At 60.9% G+C, this 15,829-nt stretch carries 18 protein-coding genes; 11 read left to right on the top strand and 7 right to left on the bottom strand.

The window, feature by feature from the left end; all coding sequences use genetic code 11:
* Positions 1-11: 11 nt before the first annotated feature.
* Entirely contained in the window at positions 12-1,805 is a 1,794-nt protein-coding gene (locus tag M1E02_RS03695; protein ID WP_479376817.1) for a glycoside hydrolase family 15 protein, read from the bottom strand.
* A 143-nt stretch (positions 1,806-1,948) separates the two neighbouring features.
* Between M1E02_RS03695 and M1E02_RS03690 the strand changes: the two genes are divergently transcribed.
* Genes M1E02_RS03690 through M1E02_RS03680 form a run of 3 tightly spaced genes read left to right on the top strand, consistent with a single transcriptional unit; the run spans position 1,949 to position 4,674 of the window.
* The gene (locus tag M1E02_RS03690; RefSeq protein ID WP_479376816.1) at positions 1,949-2,830 is read left to right on the top strand and encodes an aldo/keto reductase; all 882 of its coding nucleotides are present in this window, start codon (positions 1,949-1,951) and stop codon (positions 2,828-2,830) included.
* Complete coding sequence (locus tag M1E02_RS03685; protein ID WP_479376815.1) at positions 2,831-3,562, top strand: DUF72 domain-containing protein; 732 nt, start codon at positions 2,831-2,833, stop codon at positions 3,560-3,562. It abuts the gene before it with no gap.
* Positions 3,563-3,615: 53 nt separating this feature from the next.
* A complete protein-coding gene (locus M1E02_RS03680) occupies positions 3,616-4,674 on the top strand; it encodes an App1 family protein (protein ID WP_479376814.1) in 1,059 nt (352 codons plus the stop codon).
* A gap of 21 nt (positions 4,675-4,695) precedes the next feature.
* On the opposite strand, the gene M1E02_RS03675 is transcribed toward M1E02_RS03680, so the two are convergent.
* From M1E02_RS03675 to M1E02_RS03660, 4 genes are all read right to left on the bottom strand, one after another.
* Positions 4,696-6,180, bottom strand: coding sequence for a glycoside hydrolase family 1 protein (locus M1E02_RS03675; protein ID WP_479376813.1), 1,485 nt, complete (start codon positions 6,178-6,180; stop codon positions 4,696-4,698).
* 106 nt (positions 6,181-6,286) lie between these two features.
* Positions 6,287-6,676 carry a hypothetical protein gene (locus tag M1E02_RS03670; protein WP_479376812.1) on the bottom strand — a complete coding sequence of 130 codons (390 nt, stop codon included), beginning with the start codon at positions 6,674-6,676 and terminating at the stop codon, positions 6,287-6,289.
* Between the two features lie 51 nt (positions 6,677-6,727).
* Positions 6,728-7,105 carry a J domain-containing protein gene (locus M1E02_RS03665; protein WP_479376811.1) on the bottom strand — a complete coding sequence of 126 codons (378 nt, stop codon included), beginning with the start codon at positions 7,103-7,105 and terminating at the stop codon, positions 6,728-6,730.
* 147 nt (positions 7,106-7,252) lie between these two features.
* Positions 7,253-7,672, bottom strand: a complete 420-nt coding sequence (locus tag M1E02_RS03660; protein ID WP_479378048.1) for an Hsp20/alpha crystallin family protein — start codon at positions 7,670-7,672, stop codon at positions 7,253-7,255.
* A 142-nt stretch (positions 7,673-7,814) separates the two neighbouring features.
* Here M1E02_RS03660 and M1E02_RS03655 point away from each other — a divergent pair, with 142 nt between their 5' ends.
* Positions 7,815-8,102, top strand: coding sequence for a MerR family transcriptional regulator (locus M1E02_RS03655; RefSeq protein ID WP_479376810.1), 288 nt, complete (start codon positions 7,815-7,817; stop codon positions 8,100-8,102).
* 53 nt (positions 8,103-8,155) lie between these two features.
* Here M1E02_RS03655 and M1E02_RS03650 read toward each other — a convergent pair whose 3' ends face one another.
* Positions 8,156-8,935 (bottom strand): phosphatase PAP2 family protein, encoded by a 780-nt coding sequence (locus M1E02_RS03650; RefSeq protein ID WP_479376809.1) that lies wholly within the window; start codon positions 8,933-8,935, stop codon positions 8,156-8,158.
* A 161-nt stretch (positions 8,936-9,096) separates the two neighbouring features.
* Between M1E02_RS03650 and M1E02_RS03645 the strand changes: the two genes are divergently transcribed.
* The 7 genes from M1E02_RS03645 to M1E02_RS03615 all read left to right on the top strand — a co-directional run bounded on the left by M1E02_RS03645 (position 9,097) and on the right by M1E02_RS03615 (position 15,401).
* Positions 9,097-9,321, top strand: coding sequence for a hypothetical protein (locus M1E02_RS03645; RefSeq protein WP_479376808.1), 225 nt, complete (start codon positions 9,097-9,099; stop codon positions 9,319-9,321).
* Positions 9,322-9,371: 50 nt separating this feature from the next.
* The gene (locus M1E02_RS03640) at positions 9,372-10,505 is read left to right on the top strand and encodes a DNA alkylation repair protein (protein WP_479376807.1); all 1,134 of its coding nucleotides are present in this window, start codon (positions 9,372-9,374) and stop codon (positions 10,503-10,505) included.
* 297 nt (positions 10,506-10,802) lie between these two features.
* On the top strand, positions 10,803-11,927 hold the full coding sequence (chvE, locus tag M1E02_RS03635) for a multiple monosaccharide ABC transporter substrate-binding protein (protein WP_479376806.1): 1,125 nt from the start codon (positions 10,803-10,805) through the stop codon (positions 11,925-11,927).
* Positions 11,928-12,038: 111 nt separating this feature from the next.
* Complete coding sequence (mmsA, locus tag M1E02_RS03630) at positions 12,039-13,568, top strand: multiple monosaccharide ABC transporter ATP-binding protein (protein WP_479376805.1); 1,530 nt, start codon at positions 12,039-12,041, stop codon at positions 13,566-13,568.
* A gap of 5 nt (positions 13,569-13,573) precedes the next feature.
* On the top strand, positions 13,574-14,881 hold the full coding sequence (gene mmsB, locus M1E02_RS03625; protein WP_479376804.1) for a multiple monosaccharide ABC transporter permease: 1,308 nt from the start codon (positions 13,574-13,576) through the stop codon (positions 14,879-14,881).
* Between the two features lie 38 nt (positions 14,882-14,919).
* Positions 14,920-15,129, top strand: a complete 210-nt coding sequence (locus M1E02_RS03620; protein ID WP_479376803.1) for a hypothetical protein — start codon at positions 14,920-14,922, stop codon at positions 15,127-15,129.
* Positions 15,130-15,206: 77 nt separating this feature from the next.
* Entirely contained in the window at positions 15,207-15,401 is a 195-nt protein-coding gene (locus M1E02_RS03615) for a hypothetical protein (protein ID WP_479376802.1), read from the top strand.
* Here M1E02_RS03615 and M1E02_RS03610 read toward each other — a convergent pair.
* A complete protein-coding gene (locus tag M1E02_RS03610; protein ID WP_479376801.1) occupies positions 15,389-15,808 on the bottom strand; it encodes a hypothetical protein in 420 nt (139 codons plus the stop codon). The genes M1E02_RS03615 and M1E02_RS03610 overlap by 13 nt on opposite strands.
* Positions 15,809-15,829 lie beyond the last annotated feature (21 nt).

Below are 15,829 nucleotides of genomic sequence, written 5' to 3'. Positions count from 1 at the left end.
TCAGCCGCTGCTCAGCTTCCCCTCAACGGCGTATCGCTGCGGTGCATGGTGTCTTCCTCGAGTTCCAGGGCGCTCAACACGAGGGCGAAATGGCTGAAGGCCTGGGGCGTATTTCCGAGGTGCCTGCCGTCCCCCACATGGAACTCTTCACTGAGCAGGCCTACGTCGTTACGCAGCGACAGGAGCCTCTCGAAGAGATCCCTCGCTTCGGAATGCCTCCCCGCTCCCAGCAGCGCCTCCACCATCCAGAACGAACAGGCAAGGAACACCCCTTCGTCCCCCGGCAAACCGTCGTCGCTGTGTTCCGGCTGATACCGCAGCAGGAAGCCGTCCCGGGACAGTTCCCGCTGGATGGCATCAATGGTCCCAACCACGCGTGGATGGTCGGGAGGCAGGAATCCTACCCGAGGAATCAGCAGCAGGCTCGCGTCCAGTTCCGGACGGCCGTAGGACTGCGTAAATGTGTTGCGTTCGACGTCGAAACCTTCGGTCATGACCTCGCGATGAATCCTGTCCCGCAGGGCTTCCCAGCGGTCTGCTGGCCCCGGCAGCCCGGACTCCCGGACACCTTTGACCATCCGGTCCGCAGCCACCCACGCCATCACCTTGGAGTGAGTGAAATGGCGGCGGGGCCCGCGCATTTCCCACAACCCGTTATCGGGCTGTTCCCAGGCACCTTCGAGGTACTCCATCAGGGCGATCTGGACATCCCAGGCCTCATCGGTGTGTCGAAGTAACGAGTTCCGGGTGAGGGACAGGCAGTCCAGCACTTCACCCCAGACGTCCAGCTGGAGCTGGTCTGCTGCCGCATTTCCGATCCGCACCGGTTTGGAGTTCTCATACCCGGCGAGCCAGGGGAGCTGCATCTCCGGTAGCCGGCGTTCGCCGTGGATTCCGTACATGATCTGAAGATCCGCCGGGTCCCCCGCTACGGCCCTCAGCAGCCAGTCGCGCCAGGCTGCTGCTTCGTCGGTGTAGCCGGCCGCCAGCAGAGCCTGAAGGGTGAGGGTTGCATCGCGCAGCCAGCAGTAGCGGTAATCCCAGTTCCGCGGACCGCCCAGCTGCTCAGGCAACGAGGTGGTAACCGCTGCTACGATCCCGCCGGTCGGGGCGTAGGTCAGTGCCTTGAGGGTGATCAGCGAACGTTGCACCGCTTCGCTGTACGGTCCATTGACAGGGCACTTCTCCGTCCATTCCAGCCAGAACTCCTCGGTGGCCTGCAGCACCTCTTCAGCGTTAACAGAGCGGGGTCTCCGGACGTGGCTGGGCGCCCACGTCAGTACGAACGGAATGCGTTCACCCTCGTGCACCGTGAAGTCACTGACAGTCTGGAACTTTTCGCCGCGCAATGGCGCCTGCGTCACGAGGTAGGCTGCATCGGGTCCGGCTATGGCATGCACCCCATAGTGGTCACGGCGGACCCACGGAACGATGTGGCCGTAATCAAACCTCAAGGCCAGTTCGCCGCGTATCCTCACCTGTCCGCTGACGCCCACCACTATTCGGACAATGTCAGCCACCTCGTCACGGGGTGGCATGAAGTCAATGATGCGGACTTGCCCGTCCGGGGTATCCCACTCCGATTCAAGGATGAGCGTCCCCGGCTGGTACCGGCGGCGGGTGCATTTGCCGCCGTTCACGGGAGCCAGAAGCCAGCGGCCGGCGGCCGGGGTATCCAGCAGGGCGTTGAAGCACGCCGGGGAGTCAAACCGCGGCAGGCACAGCCAATCCACGGAACCTTCCATGCTGATCAGCGCGGCCGTGTGAAGATCCCCCACCATCGCATAGTCCTCGATGCGTGCCATGGACCCTAGCGTGCCACAATCTGCCCTCCAGGGACGAGGTGTAGGGTTGAAATACGGTGATGCAGCTGCCGATGGATTCATTTCCATGTGCTGGGTTCTGTCGCGGGCATATGGATGCCGCAGGACAGAAGGGAACCCAGTCAATGCTTCATAAGACTTTCGGCCACACCACTTTCGCCGTCTCAGCCTTGGGCTTTGGTGCAGGACACCTCGGCGATGACGTCCTCACGGACCAGGAAGCCCACCGCCTTCTGGATCGGGCGCTGGGGCTGGGAATCACCTTTTTTGACACCGCCCGCAGCTATGGGCGCTCGGAGGAACGCCTCGGCGCATTTCTACCTCCGCACCGTGATGAGGTGGTGCTCTCCACAAAGGTGGGGACTGACGTACCTGGCCAGCCGGACTGGAGTGCGGCAGCAGTCCGCCTAGGCGTGGAGGAGTCACTCCGCACCCTGCGGACTGACGTGATCGACGTCGTCTTCCTCCACTCCTGCCCGCTGGAAATCCTCGAAAAGGGCGAAGCTATAGATGCACTGCTGGCCTGCGTTGATTCCGGCAAGGTCCGCGTCGCCGGTTACAGCGGGGACAACGAAGCCCTCGCCTGGGCCGCCGCATCCAACGGCTTCGGCGCCCTGCAGACATCCGTCAACATCGCCGACCAGAACTCCTTGCACGAGATTCTGCCGGACGCCGCTCACAGGGGAATCGGTGTGGTGGCCAAACGCCCGCTAGCCAACGCAGTCTGGCGCCACAGCGAGCGGCCAACCGGCACTAACGTGGAAGCGTATTGGGACCGTATCAACCAGATGGGTCTCGAACCGCAGGCAGACGACTGGCCAGGCACGGCAGTACGATTCTCTGCGTTCGCCCCAGGGGTCTCCACCATGGTCATGGGTACCTCCAACGTCTCCCACCTCGAGGAGGCTGCGGCCGCCGTCGCCCGTGGGCCTTTGCCGGAAACTGAACTTCACCGCTGGGAGAAAGCCTTCACCCTTCACGCCCGGGAATGGGCCGGCGAGGACTAAGTGTCCCTCAACATCGGCACGTCCGGTTGGAGCTATGACCACTGGGAGAATGTTTTGTATCCTCCCGGATTGCCGTCGAGGGACCGTCTGCAGTATTACGTAGCCCGGTTCAACACGGTGGAGCTTAACGCAAGCTTCTACCGCTGGCCCAGGGAGACCGCCTTCGCGAGCTGGCGCAACCGGCTTCCCGGCGGATTCGCCATGTCCGTCAAAGCCCCCCGTGGTCTGACCCATGCAAAGAAGCTCTACAGTCCGGAAGTGTGGGTGGAACGGATAACCCGGTGCTGGCATGAGCTGGGGGACAAACGGGCGGTGCTGCTGGCACAGTTGCCGCCCAATCTTGCCCGTGACGACGCCCGGCTGGATTACTTCCTGTCCGCGCTGCCGGAGTGGATCCGCGTTGCGGTGGAGTTCCGCCATGACAGTTGGGACCATCCGGAGGTTTACCAGCTCCTTGAACGTCACCAAGCGGCCTACTGCATCATGAGTGGAGCAAATCTGCCCTGCATTCTCCGCGCCACTGCCCCCTTTGTGTACATACGGCTCCACGGGCCAGACCACCAGCACCTCTACGGTGGCTCGTATTCAGACGATGACTTGAAATGGTGGGCTGATCGGATCAGCGAATGGCGTTCAGCGGGAAAGGACGTTTTGGTCTATTTCAACAACGACGGCGGCGGCAACGCAGTGCGGAATGCGGTCACATTACGCGGGCTGCTCGGAGACGGTTGATCCTGTGGACTGATCTGCGTCTTTGGGCGTAGCAGCTGTGGCAGAGTGGAGGCATGGAATTGGCGCCCAAGGAATCATCATTGGCAGGGAACCACGTGTTCCGGCTTGCCCATAAGCTGTCGGATGCCGGGAACACGTTGCGGATGCGGCTGGCCAGGCGCTGGAAATTCGTGCCCCAGACCGTTGCGTATCAGGGGTACGGTTCGACCGACTTCGTCCGAATCCTGGCGAGGGTCCTTTTGACCAGCAAGCCCGCCCCCGGCAGCCGGGCAGAGCACGCCGCCAAAAACGGAAACCAGAACGTCCGGGGCTGGCGTGCCTTCACCAGCGTTCCGATTCCCAACGTGACTGTGGAAATCGAAATCGGCGGAGTGCTGACCACAGTAAAAACCGACCGCGGCGGCTTGGTGGACACGGATGTAATGGTTGCCCTCGCGCCAGGATGGCACACAGCCGTGCTGCGGGCGGAGGGCACTGAACCGGCCGAGGCAAGCATTTTTGTGGTGGCTCCCGATACCCGCTTTGGAATTGTCTCGGACATCGATGACACGGTCATGGTCACGGCCCTTCCGCGCCCGTTCCTGGCGCTCTGGAACACCTTCGTCCTGAGCGAGAGGGCCAGGATGGCAACACCCGGCATGGCAGTGCTGCTGGACCGGCTCGTTGTGGAGCACCCAGATGCGCCTGTTGTCTACCTATCCACCGGGCCCTGGAACGCCGCTCCTACGCTGGCGCGCTTCCTGACCCGGAATATGTACCCCTCGGGCACGTTGCTGCTCACGGACTGGGGACTCACTCAGGACCGCTGGTTCCGCAGCGGGCAGGAGCACAAACTCCGGAACCTCGAGCGCCTGGCCGCTGAATTCCCCGACATGCGGTGGCTCCTGGTTGGTGACAACGGCCAGCACGATGAACAGATCTATTCGGACTTTTCCCGGGAGCATGGGTCCCGCGTGGCAGCCATCGCCATCCGCCAGCTGTCCGTGAGTGAATCGGTCCTGGCGGGCGGGCACTCGGAGAACGGCGATCACACAGGTTCAAGTGTCCCGTGGATCTACTCCCCCGACGGTGCCGGAATCGCGAAGGGCCTCAAAGGCCTGAACCTTCTCTGACTGTTGTTTCGCCCGCTCCAGTCATCGGACCGCTGCCGCGCCTTCCGCTGTTTCAGGAATGCCGGGGTGGCGGGAGGCGAGGACCTCCTGAAGCCAGTAGTAGGACGCCTTCGGAGTGCGCACCAGGGTTTCAAAGTCGACGTGGATGAGGCCGAAAGGCTGCCGGTACCCGGCGGACCATTCGAAATTGTCCATGAGGGACCACACGTAATACCCGCGAAGGTCTATCGATTCCGCCACGCCACCGGGGGCGGTTGCCTCCAAGGCACTGGCCAGGTGTTCCGCCAGGTATCTCAGCCTGCGTTCGTCAGGGATGATGATCCTGTCCGTTTTCCGGTCCTTGACCACCACGTCGTCGAAGCTGGCACCTCCTTCGGTGATGATCACCGGCGGAAGATCCGGATAGCGTTCCGCCATCTCAGCGAGCGCAACAGACATGTACTCCGGTTTGATGGGCCAACCGTAAGCAGTGGTCTCCGCGTCGGACCAGGCCATGATGTGGAAGGGCGAACCCGGGGCGCTGTCAGTCAGATCACTGCCCATCGCCTCGGCCATGCCTGCCGGGACCGGCCCTTCCCCTGCCCCCGCCGCGACTTTGGTGGGCATGTAATAGTTCAACCCGTAGAAGTCCAGGGGCTGGGAAATCACAGCCATGTCCTCATCCGGATGGTTGAAGGATGAGAAGAACTTGGCTGCCCGGATAACGTCGGGGTACTTGCCGGTCAGAACTGGATCCGCGTAAAGACGGTTCTGGGCAATATCCATAAGGCCGGCGCTTAGTTTGTCCAAGGGGTTACCCGATGCAGGAACCATCGGGGAGTAGACGTTGGTTATGCCAATTTCCCCCGGAACATGGGCTGACCTCAAGGCCTGGACAGCCAGGCCATGCCCCAGGAGCTGGTGGTGGACGCTTGGGAATGCGTTCAACAGCAGCGATTCCCCGGGCGAATGCAGCCCCAAGGCATATCCGTTCGTTGCCACAGTCGCTGGCTCGTTAATGGTCACCCAGCGGGCTACCCTGTCCCCGAAAAAGGACGCTGCGATGGCAGCAAAATCGCCCAGGCGGTAGGCGGTGTCCCTGTGGATCCAGCCGCCGGCCTGATCCAGGGGAAGGGGTGTGTCCCAGTGGTAGAGGGTAACCATCGGGGAGATCCCGCAGGCCAGCAACTCGTCCAGGAGGCGGTCATAAAAGTCCAGACCGGCCGGATTCAGGGGTCCCTTGCCGTCGGGCTGGATCCGGGGCCAGGAGAGGGAGAACCGGTAGGAATCAATACCGAGATCCTTCATCAAGGCAACGTCTTCGGGCATCCGGTGGTAGTGGTCGCAGGCAACAGCAGGGCTGCCGTCATCCACGATTGCCCCTGGTTTGGCAGCGAAGAGATCCCACCCGGCTGGTCCGCGCCCGTCTTTATCCAGAGCTCCCTCAATCTGGAAAGCCGCCGTCGCAACGCCCATGGTAAAGGTCGCCGGTATCAATGCGGCCAGGTCTTTGGCGGTTACGCTCATGTCCTGGGACCCCTATGCTGTTGTGCCGTTGGTGCATTGATTTTAGGACCAGCGGCGTCTGCGCGCCACGTGGCAGCAGGAGTTCCTCCTTACACGGAACAACTGGTCAGAGGAGCAGGGCGTCTGAACCGAACAGGAAGTCCTTCGCGTGCGCCAGCGCCTTCTTGAAGGCGTCGTTGCGAAGAGTTATGAGCTGCTCCGAATCGGTGCCGTCCGGTTCCAGGTAGGCAGTGTATCCGGGACGCAACACCCAGATATCACCCGACGGCGGAAGGTAGAAGACACCGAACGAGCGATGCTGAACGTCATCCGGAGTCCAGATCGGCACAACGGCCATGGCCGCTCCTGTATCGGGGTTGATCCATTGGGCTCTCGGCAACGGCTCCTCATGCGCTTCAGGATCCAGGAACGGCGCAGTTCCCTGTCCCCAACGTTGTTCAAAGCGTTCGTGGAAGGCAGGGATCAGGTGCGAATCGTAGCGGCGCCAGGCGCTCATATGGTTCTCCTATTCGTTTACACAGCGGGTTCGTTTACACAGCGGGTTCGTTTACACAGCGGGCCCGGCCCAGGGCCCTTCTTCCCACCGCACAGGGGTGACCCGCAGGAGCGGGGATGGCTTTGGAATCCGGCGAACCGGAACTTCAGGGGGCCCATAGCGCACGGGTATGTCCTGTCCGGATCGCGGTTCCTCTTTCCGATTCCGGTTTTGCCGACGGTCATACTCCGCGCGCTTCCTGGGATCACGCAGCACACCGAAGGCATTCATGATCGCCAGCACTTCAGCGGACGCCGGTGGAGCCGCGGCAGCATCGACGTCCGGGTGCCGTGTCCGCATCAGCCCGCGGAAAGCGCGCGAAATCTCCTGCTGGGTGGCTGTGTCAGCCACACCGAGCACTGTGTAGTAGTCAGAAGGCTCGTTGCTCATGCTTGCCATCCGCTGCCATCGCTGCGTGATGCCTGATGCCGGGTGCCTGATGCCACTGCGGGGCGGCTTCGGGCTACTGCCGAAAGCCGCCCTGCGTGCCTCAGCTACCGGGTGCCAAAAGTTCCGGCCACCCTGTTCCCGGTGGAGTTACCTGTTGATTTCCTGCCGGCGCTGCGTTTCGATTTCGATCTTGCGGGGCTTGGCCTGCTCAGCGACCGGGATGCGGAGGGTCAGGACACCGCCGTCGTAGCTTGCCTTGACGTTTTCGGTATCGAGAGTGTCACCGAGGATCAGCTGGCGGCTGAAGACGCCGCGAGGCCGCTCGGAAACAATCAATTCAACGCCTTCACCCGCTGGTTCACCGCGTTCCGCACGGACAGTGAGGACGTTGCGTTCAACATTGAGGTCCACCGAATCAGCGCTGACCCCAGGGAGATCGAACGCGACGACGAATTCCCCGTCCGACTGCCAGGCATCCATGGGCATCGCGGCCGGCCGGGCTGCAGTTCCGAAGACCTGCTGCGTGAACCTGTCCAGCTCACGGAACGGGTCGGTGCGCATCAACATCATTTCCCACTCCTTCAGCATGAAGTAGTTGCTCATATCTTTTGGGTATCCGTTCCACTTATCTGTGGTGCTGGATATAGATTTTTTATAACACCAGTGAGAGACTATGGCAAGAGCTCTTGAGCACAACCTAAGGAGCGTCATGACAGAGCATGGAGACGACGTTGGCGTGTACGCGATCTCGGTAGTGGCGCAGCTGCTTGGGACAGGCCAACAGAACATTCGACAGTACGAGCGCAAGGGCCTGCTCACGCCCGATCGCACCTCAGGGGGAACGCGTCAGTACAGCGAATCCGACGTCGCAGTCTTGCGACGGATCGGTGAACTTCTTGACGAAGGCCTCAACCTGGCCGGAGTGGCCAAGGTACTGGAGTTGGAGGAAGCAAATGCCAAGCTCCACCGGGACCTGAAGCGGGCACGGGGCCGCTGAACGGAAAGTTCACTGCCCGAGCGGAGAGTGTTGATCCCCCTGCGGGCGCCGCGTCAGTCAGTGCTCGTGTCTGCTTTGGACAGCTCCCCCGTGATCTTCTCACCGGGAATCCGGGCAGTCCGCCATGTATCAACAACGATGACCACGCCAAGGATCACCAATGACAGCGAGACGGAGGCAAGGGCGTCGCTGACCCAGTGATAGCCAAGATAAAGGCGGCTGATCGCAGCAAAAAAGATCCCGACGGCGGCCGCCGCAAATCCGATAACCGCCGGCCAAACGTGCTTCCGGCGGGAAAAGACCAGGAAAGCGGTAATCAGGAGGAAGTCGGCAGCACCCAGCACATGGCCGGACGGGAAGGAAAACGTTGAGTCCGGGCCGAACAGCATCTGCTCAATGGGTGGCCTGCTGCGGCCTACTAAACGGCCGATGATCTGGGCCAGCACAACGCCCGTCAGCATCCCCGCCGCAAGCAGGATGGGCCGCCACGCATGCTTCGCGGCAAGACCCCAGGCAACAGTCACCACCAGGATGATGATCGGCAACACCACCGGACCGAAGATGACCGCCAAAATGATCATGGCCGTGGTGAGGGGCTCCGAGCGCTGGGTCAGGAACCATGACTGCATGGGGTCATCGCCGCCGGCGATCCCATCCTTGTTCAGGATGTCACCCAAGGTGACGAAAAACAGTACTGACCCGAGCAGTATCAGCACTGCCGCCACCCGGTAGAGCCTGGTCCTGGCAGCTGCACTCATGTACCGCTCCTCCACAACAAACTTGTCGTGGAAAACGCGCCAGAATCCCGGATTGTCATCCGTTCTCTCGGTCATTTTTCCGTCTCCGCCCGTGTACCGGTGAAATCGTCTTCGTGGAAAATTATCTCCGTTCCGGGGCCTGAACGTTCCTGTGCGGGAGGTGGCCAGTCTACTTACTATTTGCCGGAAGCACTGTTAGCGTGGGCAGAAAGCGGACAGCAGAGCAAGGAGGGGCCATGAGCATGGACGCAGCCGGTGAGGACCGCAAGAGCCACGAAGACCAGAGCAGGTCCGGCAAGATGTCGGGACCCGAAGGCACCATTCCGGGCAGCGATAAGGGCGTGGGGATGGGTGCCGGCAACGAGCCGAATACCTTCGAGCCGGAGGAAGATCCAACGGCCACGGCAGAAGGCACTGAGAAGGTGGAAGACACACCCACTGACACCAGTGAACCCAGCTGATAGGCATGAAATGAAGCCCCTGGACGTCCGGCCGGGAGTACCCTGACTGCATGGGCGCCATGAACGAACTGATCAATCAGGCCGCTGTGGATTCATTGCTCAGGGTGCTCACATCCGCAGTTCCCGGTCAAGGCTGGCCTGAGCTGACCGCTGCCGGGGCAGGCCTGGATGGCCTGAGCCTGCGGGAGCGCGCCGATCACGTCAGCCGCGCACTCGTGGCAGACTTCAGGCAACAGGCTGATAACACCCCTGCAGGTGGAAACTATGCGACGGCGGCAGTGGCCTTCCGCCAGGCCCTGCAGGATCCCGGTTTCTCCGGTTGGGCGCTGTGGCCCGTCACTGAGTCGGCAGCTACCTTGGCTTTAGAGTCCGAGGATCCTGCGCATTTCGACGACTGCCTCGGACTGCTGGCCGAACTGACGCCGCGGCTGACTGGCGAATTCGCGATTCGCCGGCTGCTGGCAGCAGATCTGCCACGTTCCTTAGCCGCAATCCAGTCCTGGACCACGCACGCTGATGAACATGTCAGGCGCCTTGCAAGCGAAGGCACCCGGCCGTACCTGCCTTGGGCGGTGCGGGTACCCGCCATTATCGATCACCCTGAAGCCACAGTGCCCATCCTTGACGCACTCTATAGGGACACCCACGAGTACGTGAGACGCTCAGTGGCCAACCACCTCAACGATCTGGCCCGCCATGCACCGGACCTGGTCATCTCCACGGCAGCACGCTGGATGGCAAATCCGGACAGCAACACCGTTCCGGTTGTGCGGCACGGCTTGCGGACATTGATCAAGAAGGGCCACCCACAAGCGTTGGCCCTGCAGGGCTTCATTCCCGCAGAGCTCACTGTCAGCCCACCGCAACTCGACCGGGACGACGTCGTTCTTCCTTCAGATCTGGGCTTTGCGTTCGAAATTTCCAACACGGGTGCAGAACCTGCGCGACTCGCCGTTGATTATGTGGTGCATTACCGAAAGGCGAACGGGTCCCGCTCGCCAAAGGTCTTCAAACTCGCCACTGTCACCCTGGTTCCCGGCGAAACCAAGAGCTTCTCCAAGCGGCATGCATTCCGCCAAATGACCACACGCGTCCACCATGCCGGCAAGCACAGCCTGGAGCTTCAAGTCAATGGAATCCGGTACCACACCGTGGATTTTGTGCTCCAACCGGAAGGGTCCTGAGGGAGTTGCTAAAATGTGATTTGACTCACAATAGAAGATCGGGTTACTCTATGGTAGTTGTTAGCGCTCACAGGACGCAATATCGTCATTGTAGTGTCATGGTAGATCTAGCAGCAGCTCGGAGTATTCAAGACCGGCATCCGTTCGCCGGCCTTGACCCTCAAAATTCTTCCTGACAAAGGGTCATCAGACCCCTCGTGAGGAAACCGGACATCACTGGCCGGGAAAGCCGTAAGCGCAGATGCTTTTCGGCCAAGCACCAGTTCGCTGACCCCCGGTCAGCGGAAGGAGAACATAGTGAGAATCAAAAAACTCCTGGGCGCCTTCGCCGTCGTCCTCGCAGTTACCGTGGGGGCTACGGGTTGTGGCACCCGCGGCGGAACAACAACGCCCACAGAAGGGGCTGACGCCTCAGGTTCGCTGGTTGGAATTTCCATGCCTACGCAGACCTCGGAACGCTGGATCGCAGACGGCAAGAACGTCTCCGATTCCGTTACCAAGCTCGGATACAAAGCGGACCTCCAGTTCGCCAATGATGATATTCCCACCCAGGTTTCCCAGATTGAAAACATGCTGACCAAGGGCGCCAAGGCCCTGATCATCGCAGCGATCGACGGCACCACCCTGACCGATGTCCTGGCCAAGGCCAAGGAACAGAACGTCAAGGTCATCGCCTACGACCGCCTCATCAACGGAACCCCCAACGTTGACTACTACACCACGTTCGACAACTACACCGTAGGCGTCCAGCAGGCCACTTCCCTGCTGACCGGCCTTGGTCTGCTCGATGCCAGCGGCAAGAAGGTCGAAGGCAAGGGCCCGTTCAACGTCGAGCTCTTCGCCGGCAGCCCGGATGACAACAACGCCAACTTCTTCTGGACCGGCGCCATGGACACCCTCCAGCCGTTCCTGGATGCCGGAACCCTCAAGGTTCCCAGTGGCCAGACCAAGTTTGAGCAGGCTGCCATCCTTCGCTGGCAGGCACCCGTTGCCCAGAAGCGCATGGAAGACATCCTGACTTCCGCTTACAGCTCCGGCACCAAGCTCGACGGCGTTCTGTCACCGTACGACGGCCTCTCCATCGGCATCATCTCCGCCCTCACCAGCACCGGCGGCTACGCCAAGGGAAGCCTTCCCGTCGTGACCGGCCAGGACGCTGAAAAGGGCTCCGTTAAGTCGATCATCGCCGGCGAGCAGTACTCCACCATCTTCAAGGACACCCGCCAGCTCGGCGAGCAGGCCGTGAAGATGGTCGATGCAACCCTGAAGGGCCAAGAGCCTGAGGTCAACGACACCAAGACCTACAACAACAAGGTCAAGGTTGTTCCGGCCTACCTGCTCAAGTCCTTGATCATCACGAAGGATAACTACAAGAAGGAACTCATCGACACCGGGTACTACACCGAGGCCGACGTCAAGTAGCACTGTCCAAGGGTTTGTGGCCGGACCCCCGAGGTCCGGCCACAAACCCTTACCCAGCAGCCCTGCAGCCGCAGGGCAGCACAAGTTTCGATCATTCAGTGGGAATTGACGATGAATACACCCATTCTTCAAATGCGAGGAATCACCAAGACCTTCCCGGGAGTGAAGGCCCTTCAGGACGTCACCCTGGACGTGAACCGCGGCGAAGTCCATGCCATTTGCGGTGAAAACGGGGCCGGAAAATCCACCCTCATGAAAGTGCTGTCGGGCGTCTACCCGCACAACTCTTTCGAGGGCGACATCCTCTTCGAAAACGAACCGTGCAGTTTCAACAGCATCTCGGACAGCGAGAAGCGCGGCATCGTCATCATCCACCAGGAACTGGCCCTCAGCCCCTACCTCTCCATCGCAGAGAACATCTATCTGGGCAACGAGCAGGCCACCCGCGGTTGGGTCGACTGGCGCAAGACCAACCTGGAGGCCGCCAAGCTGCTGGCCCGGGTAGGACTGAGCGAAAACCCCATTACTCCGGTGCAGCACATCAGCGTCGGCAAGCAACAGCTCGTCGAGATCGCCAAGGCGCTGTCCAAGGAAGTAAAGCTGCTGATCCTTGATGAACCGACGGCTGCTCTGAATGACGAGGACTCCGGCCACTTGCTGGACCTCATCCTGCACCTCAAAGGCCAGGGCGTCACCAGCATCATCATCAGCCACAAGCTCAACGAGATCCGCAAGGTGGCGGACGCCGTCACCATCATCCGGGACGGCAAGACCATCGAGACGCTCAGGCTCGACGAAGGCCAGATCACCCAGGAGCGGATTATCCGCGGGATGGTTGGCCGCGATCTGGAGAGCCTCTACCCCGACCGCAATCCGCAGATCGGCGAAGAAGTCCTGCGAATCGAAGACTGGTCTGTTCAGCACCCGCAGGACCATTCCCGGATCGTGGTTCACAACGCCAGCCTGAACGTCCGCAAGGGTGAGGTTGTGGGCATGGCGGGACTGATGGGCGCGGGCCGCACTGAGCTCGCCATGAGCGTGTTCGGGCGCACTTACGGCCGAGCCGTTTCCGGCAAGGTGTACAAATACGGCAAGGAAATCAACACGTCCACCGTGTCCGAGGCGATCAACCACGGCATCGCCTACGCCACCGAGGACCGCAAGCAGTATGGCTTGAACCTCATTGAGGATATCAAGCGCAACATTTCCATGGCTGGGCTCCGAAAGCTCGTCAAGGGCGGCTGGGTGGACAGGAACGAAGAGACGGTTGTCGCCAACCGCTACCGAACCAGCATGAACATCAAGGCACCCACCGTAGCCGCCATTACGGGAAAGCTCTCAGGCGGAAACCAGCAAAAGGTGGTGCTGAGCAAGTGGATGTTCTCGGACCCCGACGTCCTGATTCTTGACGAACCCACCCGTGGGATCGATGTCGGTGCCAAATTCGAGATCTACACGATCATTGCGCGCCTTGCAGCCGAAGGAAAGGCAGTGATCGTGATCTCCTCCGAACTGCCCGAGCTCCTGGGTATTTGCGACCGCATCTACACGTTGTCCGCCGGGCACGTCACTGGCGAGGTGCCAATCGCCGAAGCCACCCAAGAGAAGCTCATGCACTACATGACCAAAGAGAAGGAATAGCGAACATGTCCGCCCTCAGAGAATCCCTGAGCTTCCTGACAAGCCGCCTGCGCCAGGTCGGCATTTTCGTCGCCCTCATACTCATCGTCATCCTGTTCCAGGTCCTGACCGATGGCATCCTCCTGCAGCCGCAGAACGTCAGCAACCTGGTGGTCCAGAACAGCTACATCCTGATCCTGGCCATCGGCATGGTGATGGTGATCATCGCCGGCCACATTGACCTCTCCGTTGGATCCGTTGCCGGGTTCATCGGAGCTGTTTCCGGCGTCATGATCGTGCACTGGGGGTGGGCCTGGTGGATCGCCATTCCGGCCTGCCTGCTGGTAGGCGCACTCGTCGGTGCCTGGCAAGGCTACTGGATCGCCTACGTAGGAATTCCGGCCTTCATCGTCACCCTGGCCGGCATGCTGATCTTCCGCGGCCTCACACTCATCACCCTCAAGAACCAGCAGATCACCCCGTTCCCCGATGAGCTCCGTGCGCTGGGTGGCGGCTTCCTGCCGGATATTTCCGGCGGTACTTCCGTCCTGGAATTCCTGACAGTGATCCTCGGCGTCGGCGGCACGGCTGCCATCCTCTTCCAGGCCATCAAGGAACGCCGGGTTCGCCGGAAGTTCAATCTTGAAAATGAGCCCATGGCCTGGTTCGTTGTCAAAACCGCCTTCATCGCGCTGCTGATGCTCATCATCACCTTCCTCCTGGCCAGCTACCGCGGAACCCCGATCGTCCTGGTGGTCCTCGCAGTACTCGTGATCCTGTACTCGGCACTGATGAACAACAGTGTTTTTGGCCGTCACATCTATGCAATCGGCGGGAACCTGCACGCCGCTGAACTCTCCGGCGTCAAAACCAAGGCCGTGACGTTCCGGTTGTTCGTCAACATGGGTATCCTCGCTGCACTGGCAGGACTCGTGTTCACCGCCCGCCTGAACTCCGCGCAGCCCGCCGGTGGTACCGGCTTTGAGCTCGACGCAATTGCTGCCGCCTTTATCGGCGGAGCAGCCGTGCAGGGAGGCATCGGTACCGTGGCAGGAGCCATGATCGGCGGCCTCATCATGGGTGTGCTGAACAACGGTATGTCCATCCTGGGCCTCGGCACCGACTACCAGCAGCTGATCAAGGGCCTGGTTCTTCTGCTGGCTGTCGGTTTTGATATCTTCAACAAGAATCGAAGCGGCAGCGGTGGCGGATCCACCATCGGTAGCCGCTTCAAGCGCAAGACCTCGCCACCAGCAGGCAGCGAGAGCACCACTCCCGTTGCCGGCAAGCCAGCCGGTGACACCGAGAAAGCCGCAGCTTCGCGGAACCCCTGAAATCCCCCGTCAGAATCCCCGTAAAGAAAGAGTTTTCCATGTCTATCCCCAGCCATCGCATAGATATACAGGTGAGCAGCCGTCATCTGCTCGACGAGCGCCTCGAAGCAGCGGTGCGCGACCTTCAAGAGGTTGCCATGGCTGCCGGAACCCACGGCATCCTGCTCACGCGAAACAAGCCAGGGCACTACACCGCGGCGCTTTCGGACCAAGTGCCCTTCGGAATGACCAGGGAACTCATTCACTAACAAATGGGCTTCCCGCGGGAGGGGGATCCCGCGGGAAGCGCGTTGTTTATTGAGCTCAAAAAGGGGGAAAGAAGCGGATGTCTGAATCTGGTGAAGACTGGAGCCATTTGGTGGGCCGCGTTGTTGAACTGCGCCGGGACGGACAGCTGGTCCGCATCGCCGAGGTCGAGGACGTAACCCCGGATGCAGCTATCCTGTGGCTGCGATTTGATGGCAACCATGGCCGTCAGCTTGTCACCAGGACCGACGGCTACGAGGTTCACCCCCTTTGACGGTCCTGCCCTGAAGCAAGCCTGTTCAAGGCCAGCGCGCCAACCAACAAGCCAAAGTCTCTAAGGGCAACATCAAAGAATCCCGGCACCAGCAGCAGGTTCACGATGATCCCTGCCAGCCAAGCGGCCACCACCAATGAGCCGATCTTGGGACGCCACGCCACCAACAGGCCCGCCAGGATTTCCACCACTCCCACCCCGTACATAAAGGTCTGGGGGCTTACCGGCACGATCTGTGTTGCAAGTGGAGCCAGGTAGCTGGTCCAATCCACCAGGAAGTTGGTGAATTTGTCGATTCCGAATGCAATCGGCGCAATGGTAAAGACGGTTCGAAGCAGCAGATAAGCCTGGTGCGTCTCGTGATGCCGAGCCTCCTGTGCAGCGGGCTGCGGCTGATGGTCAAGCATGACTTCCTCCTTCTAAAAGTG

Source organism: Arthrobacter sp. Z5-13 (assembly GCF_056499105.1).
Note: the sequence above shows the minus strand (reverse complement) of the source record. Positions and strands in the feature narration are given on the sequence as shown.